The sequence below is a fragment of the Vibrio sp. 10N.261.52.A1 genome, from assembly GCF_002876325.1.
Classification (GTDB): domain Bacteria; phylum Pseudomonadota; class Gammaproteobacteria; order Enterobacterales; family Vibrionaceae; genus Vibrio; species Vibrio chagasii.
In genome coordinates, this window is sequence record NZ_MCYD01001365.1 from 1 (window position 1) to 5,377 (window position 5,377).

The window sequence follows — 5,377 nt, forward strand, 5'->3', positions numbered from 1 at the left end:
TCCTTTTTTAGTTTCTGTTGTTTGAGCTGGCTTGTGGTTTAAGCCAACTGAGCTTCGATCGCTTGTTGTAACTTCACTCGGTCATGGCGCCAGTCTCGGTTGGCCGACGCAAGATCAGTGGTGACACAATTCCATTGTCCTTCAAGTTCAGGGTGAGGCTCATTACCAAGAATAATGTCTATCTTGCGTGCCTTGCAGGTACGTTCACACCACTCAAGCTGTTCTTGAAGTGTCATTTTCCCGGCAGGACCATGCTCTGGCGATAAGTTTTCGACGAAGATAAGCTTAGCACGGGTATTTTCGGAAATAGCTTTACCAATCTCTGGGAGCAGAAGTGGTGGCATCACACTGGTCAAAAAGCTCCCTGGTCCAAGAACGATGCAGTCCGCTTGCTCAACTGCAGCAACGGCTTCTTTAGTTGCTGGCACTTCCGGCGACAAGTCCATCATGCGTAGCTTTTCTGTCATGTCATCCACATTGGTTTCACCTGTTACCCAGCGCCCATCCATAGATAGGGCGGTAAGGTCTGACGGGTGTTCGGTCATAGGGACGATATTGACATCGACCTTGAGCATATTTCGGATCAGGTTAATCGCTTCTAATGGACGAACCGAGAGGTTGTCTAGTGCGGTCAGCATCAGATTACCCAAGTTATGACCGTCGAGTTCACCTTGACCGCGAAAACGGTATTCAAACATCATCGAGCTGATTGACGGCTCAGTGATTAATTGATTGATGCAGTTACGAGTATCACCCCATGCGATACCACCTTGGCAATCTCGAATTCGTCCGGTTGAACCACCGTTATCTGTTGTAGCAACAATGCCCGTGGCGTTACTACCGAAATCTTTTAATGCCGCCAACATGCGACCTAAGCCATGGCCGCCACCGATTGCGACCACCTTCTTTGAAGTGTAAATATTCATTTTTTATTCTTGTTAGATTATTACCAACTATAATTTAGGTTAAATGCTTCTTGTCAGATACTCAACAAGAGTTATTTTGAGCGTTTGATACGTTTTTTTTGCCAATGTGACCCGTTTTTTGTCATCAAAGCTAGATTCACGTACAAATATTAAGTATTTTATTACCCAGCTACCGCGCGTGTGAATATAACGTGCGGTTGCCATAACTCCGAGCTCTCGTATGCTAAGTCGCACAGTGGTATTTGCTGTACCGATACGCATCAAGAGCCAGTGACATGTTGTCACAAGGGCTTAATTGGAAATGATTATGCCTCCCGTGTTTGGAAAGGTGTTCCGTGGCGCAACAATTCGAAGATAGATTCCATCGCAAGTTTTATTACTTGCGCTTGTCGGTTACAGACGTCTGTAACTTTAAATGTACTTACTGCTTGCCAGATGGTTACAAACCGTCAGGGCAAAAAAACTCGTCTTTTTTAAGTGTCCCTGAGATCAAACGTGTCGTTAAAGCGTTTGCAGATTGTGGCACCTCAAAGATCCGCATTACAGGCGGAGAGCCGAGCCTGCGTAAAGACTTCCCCGAAATTATTCAAACCGTTGCCAACACTCCAGGTATCAAAAAAGTTGCTACAACAACTAACGGCTACCGCATGGAGAAACAAGTAGGGCAGTGGCGTGATGCTGGTTTAACTCACATTAACGTAAGCGTAGATAGCTTAGATCCGCGCATGTTCCATCAGATTACTGGTGAGAATAAGTTTACTGAGGTAATGCGAGGCATTGATAAAGCGTTTGAGGTTGGCTTTGAACAAGTCAAAGTAAACGTAGTATTGATGAAAGACCTCAATAGCCAAGAGTTGCCTGCCTTCCTTAACTGGATCAAAGACAAACCGATCCAACTGCGTTTTATTGAGCTGATGAAAACTGGCGAGATGGACGAGTTGTTTGATAAACACCATGTGTCAGGTGTCGCGATTCGTAACCAGCTCATTGCTAATGGTTGGTTGCTTAAAGTGAGAGCCGTTAATGATGGCCCTGCGCAAGTGTTCGTTCACCCAGATTACAAGGGTGAAATTGGTTTGATCATGCCTTACGAGAAAGACTTTTGTGAGAGCTGTAACCGACTGCGCGTTTCTGCGACCGGTAAACTTCACTTATGTCTGTTTGGCGATCACGGTGTTGAACTGAGAGATTTGATTCAAGAAGATCAACAAGAGCAAGAGCTCATCGATCGAATACAGGCTCAGCTACAAACCAAGTCCGTTAGCCACTTCTTACATGATGGCAACAGCGGCATGACTCCAAACTTGGCGTCAATCGGCGGTTAACCCGCACACACTCAAACGTATTTTATCGCTCAGTTTATTTAAGCTGGGCGAATCAGTCTAATTTTATATAGGTGAACAAATGGGTCACGCAGAAAGCAAATTTCAAGCAGCAAACATCGCAGTACTAACGGTTTCAGATACGCGTACAGAAGAAAACGATACGTCAGGTGGTTACTTAGCTGAGAATGCTAAAGAAGCAGGTCATAACGTAGTTGATAAGCAAATCGTTATCGATGACATGTACAAGATCCGTGCGATCGTATCTAAGTGGATCGCTGACGAAAGCGTACAAGCGATCATGATCACTGGCGGTACGGGCTTCACATCTCGTGACAGCACGCCTGAAGCGCTTAAGCCACTATTCGACAAAGAAGTTGAAGGCTTTGGTGAGCTATTCCGTCAAGTATCTTACGAAGAGATCGGTACATCGACAATTCAATCTCGTGCAATTGCGGGCTTTGCGAACCACACGGTTATCTTTGCAATGCCAGGCTCAACAGGAGCTTGTCGCACGGGTTGGACTAAGATCATTAAGCAACAGATGGATGCTAGCCACCGCCCTTGCAACTTCATGCCACACCTTTCTGTATAAGGCGGTTTGAGTATGAGCCAATTTACACACATTAACGCGTCTGGTGAAGCAAACATGGTCGATGTATCGGCTAAGGCTGAAACGGTACGTGAAGCGAGAGCGGAAGCGTTTGTGCAAATGTCAGCTGAAACGCTAGAGCTGATTGTTTCTGGTAGCCATCATAAAGGTGATGTTTTCGCAACGGCACGTATCGCGGGTATTCAAGCGGCTAAAAAGACGTGGGATCTGATTCCACTGTGTCACCCTCTGCTACTAACCAAAGTAGAAGTGCAGCTTGAAGCTATCGAGTCTGAAAACAAGGTTCGCATCGAATCGGTTTGTAAGCTTGCTGGTAAGACGGGCGTAGAAATGGAAGCGCTAACGGCTGCTTCTGTGGCTGCGTTAACGATTTACGATATGTGTAAAGCTGTTCAGAAAGACATTGTTATCGAAAACGTGCGCCTGCTAGAGAAGACAGGTGGTAAATCTGGTCACTTCAAGGTGGAATCATGATTACAGTACTTTTCTTTGCTCAAACTCGTGAACTTGTTGGTGTGGACAGCGTTGAAGTTGATGCACAATTTAAGACGATTGAAGCGATTCGTAGTCATCTTGTGACACAAGAAGGCAAATGGGATATCGCATTGGAAGAGGGTAAGCTTCTGGCTGCACTTAACCAATCAATCGTACCTCTGACAACTGAAGTGAAAGACGGCGACGAAGTGGCTTTCTTCCCACCAGTGACTGGAGGCTAAGCATGGATCCAAGAGTACTAGTGACAGCTGAGGACTTCTCGGTAGGCGATGAATATGACTACTTGGCTCAAGGTACAGCTGCCGGAGCGATTGTGACGTTCGTTGGTAAAGTTCGCGACATGAACCTTGGCGACAATGTGATTGGTTTGTCTCTGGAGCACTATCCGGGTATGACAGAAAAATCACTGAGCGAGATCTGTGACCAAGCTGAGGCTCGCTGGCCTATTCAGAAGATGCGTGTTATCCACCGTGTAGGTGACTTAGATATCGGCGACCAGATTGTATACGTTGGTGTATCCAGTGCACACCGTGGTGCTGCATTTGAAGCCTGTGAATTCGTTATGGACTTCCTGAAAACCAAGGCTCCCTTTTGGAAAAAAGAACGCACCACTGAAGCAACTCGTTGGGTTGATTCCCGTGACTCTGATACGAAAGCCGCGGAGCGCTGGGAGAAGTAATTTCTTTTAAAGTGATGTTGCTTCAAAATTTACTCATTTGTTTATAAGACAGTCAAAAGCCGACCATTTAGGTCGGCTTTTTTGTACCCGTTAGAAATTGATTCATGAACAAGCACTGTTTTAATAAATCGTTAATTACTTCTGTTGCATATAAATTCAACTTTCAGTTTTGTCTGAATTAGTGCATTGAATTTACCGTTTTGGTGCAGTGCATTATGGTGTTTTGTATAAAGTGATGATCCTCACAAATAGTGTAGTATGGTTAGGTGATATGTGATGTACAATTAGATTTTATGTGGCATTAATGTTAATTTGTGCGCGGTGTTCTAGCATAAGATGCTAAAAAAAAGTATCAACACAGATACATCAACACTAAAGGCTGTTTTTTAATTAATCCCTCTATGTAAGTCACTACTGATTTGGGATTTGTTAGATATTTACACTGATACCTTAAGTATTTTGGAGAATTTTCCGATTTTTTGCGACTTGTTTGTGGCAAATTACTTCAATGGTTGATAGTGTGTGCCTCAATCTTTGTAAGGTTTTAGGTTTTTATGCTTAAACTTTGAGCTAAATAAATCTAAATCACTGCCGTTCAGTGAACCAAGCAAAGAAGTCATGGATGCAATACATAAAACTTGGAGTTTATTAAATGTACAAGAATAAAATCACTCAGGCCCTTCTTCTAGGTGCTGGTTTGGCAGTGGCTGCCTCTTCTACTCTTTCTATCGCTGCTGAAGTTCCAGCAGGCACAGAACTGGCAAAAGTTCAGGAACTTGTTCGCGGTAACGGTACTGAAGTTGCAACTATCGACCCACACAAATCTCAAGGTGTACCAGAATCTCACGTAATTCGTGATCTTCTAGAAGGTCTAGTGAACCAAGACGGCGACGGTAACACTATCCCTGGTGTTGCAGAAAGCTGGGAAACGACAGACAACAAAACATTCACTTTCCACCTACGCAAAGACGCAAAATGGTCTAACGGCGATCCTGTAACAGCTCAAGATTTTGTATACAGCTGGCAACGTGCAGTTGATCCTGCAACGGCTTCTCCATACGCTTGGTACATGGAATACACCAAGATGGCGAATGCGAAAGATATCGTAGCGGGAAAGAAAGACAAGAGTGAACTAGGCGTTAAAGCAGTGGATGCAAACACTCTAGTTGTTGAATTAGAAACAGCGGTACCATACTTCGTAATGATGATGGGGCACACAACAATGAAGCCAGTGCACCAGGCAACTGTTGAAAAATACGGTGACCAGTGGACTAAGCCAGAGCACTTTGTCGGCAACGGCGCATTCTCTGTTGATAAATGGATTGTTAACGAGCGTCTAGTA

Annotated in this window: 7 protein-coding genes and 1 riboswitch; of the genes, 6 read left to right on the top strand and 1 reads right to left on the bottom strand. The window is 44.5% G+C overall.

Translation table 11 applies throughout. From position 1 onward, the window contains the following. Positions 1 to 38: 38 nt before the first annotated feature. Positions 39 to 926, bottom strand: coding sequence for a YvcK family protein (locus BCT81_RS27805; RefSeq protein WP_102426541.1), 888 nt, complete (start codon positions 924 to 926; stop codon positions 39 to 41). Positions 927 to 1,120: 194 nt separating this feature from the next. Continuing rightward, positions 1,121 to 1,273, top strand: a riboswitch (molybdenum cofactor riboswitch). On the opposite strand from BCT81_RS27805, the gene moaA reads away from it, so the two are divergent. The 6 genes from moaA to BCT81_RS27835 form a co-directional block, all read left to right on the top strand. Continuing rightward, a complete protein-coding gene (gene moaA, locus BCT81_RS27810) occupies positions 1,262 to 2,251 on the top strand; it encodes a GTP 3',8-cyclase MoaA (protein WP_004737343.1) in 990 nt (329 codons plus the stop codon). (Overlaps the previous riboswitch by 12 nt.) 79 nt (positions 2,252 to 2,330) lie before the next feature. After that, positions 2,331 to 2,843, top strand: coding sequence for a molybdenum cofactor biosynthesis protein B (gene moaB, locus BCT81_RS27815; RefSeq protein ID WP_004737344.1), 513 nt, complete (start codon positions 2,331 to 2,333; stop codon positions 2,841 to 2,843). A gap of 12 nt (positions 2,844 to 2,855) precedes the next feature. Next, on the top strand, positions 2,856 to 3,335 hold the full coding sequence (gene moaC, locus BCT81_RS27820; protein ID WP_004734026.1) for a cyclic pyranopterin monophosphate synthase MoaC: 480 nt from the start codon (positions 2,856 to 2,858) through the stop codon (positions 3,333 to 3,335). Beyond that, positions 3,332 to 3,577, top strand: a complete 246-nt coding sequence (moaD, locus tag BCT81_RS27825) for a molybdopterin synthase sulfur carrier subunit (protein WP_004737346.1) — start codon at positions 3,332 to 3,334, stop codon at positions 3,575 to 3,577. The genes moaC and moaD overlap by 4 nt, the downstream gene beginning before the upstream one ends. Positions 3,578 to 3,579: 2 nt before the next feature. Beyond that, positions 3,580 to 4,035 (top strand): molybdopterin synthase catalytic subunit MoaE, encoded by a 456-nt coding sequence (moaE, locus tag BCT81_RS27830; protein WP_102426542.1) that lies wholly within the window; start codon positions 3,580 to 3,582, stop codon positions 4,033 to 4,035. A 652-nt stretch (positions 4,036 to 4,687) separates the two neighbouring features. Next, positions 4,688 to 5,377 (top strand): ABC transporter substrate-binding protein (locus BCT81_RS27835; protein WP_241908289.1); only part of this gene is annotated, 690 nt, incomplete at its 3' end.

What these genes read in the sequence shown, in the direction of transcription:
- moaE (WP_102426542.1), top strand. Translation starts at nt 3,580, where the DNA reads ATGGATCCAAGAGTACTAGTGACAGCTGAGGACTTCTCGGTAGGCGAT.
- moaD (WP_004737346.1), top strand. Translation starts at nt 3,332, where the DNA reads ATGATTACAGTACTTTTCTTTGCTCAAACTCGTGAACTTGTTGGTGTG.
- BCT81_RS27805 (WP_102426541.1), bottom strand. Translation starts at nt 926, where the DNA reads ATGAATATTTACACTTCAAAGAAGGTGGTCGCAATCGGTGGCGGCCAT.
- moaC (WP_004734026.1), top strand. Translation starts at nt 2,856, where the DNA reads ATGAGCCAATTTACACACATTAACGCGTCTGGTGAAGCAAACATGGTC.
- moaB (WP_004737344.1), top strand. Translation starts at nt 2,331, where the DNA reads ATGGGTCACGCAGAAAGCAAATTTCAAGCAGCAAACATCGCAGTACTA.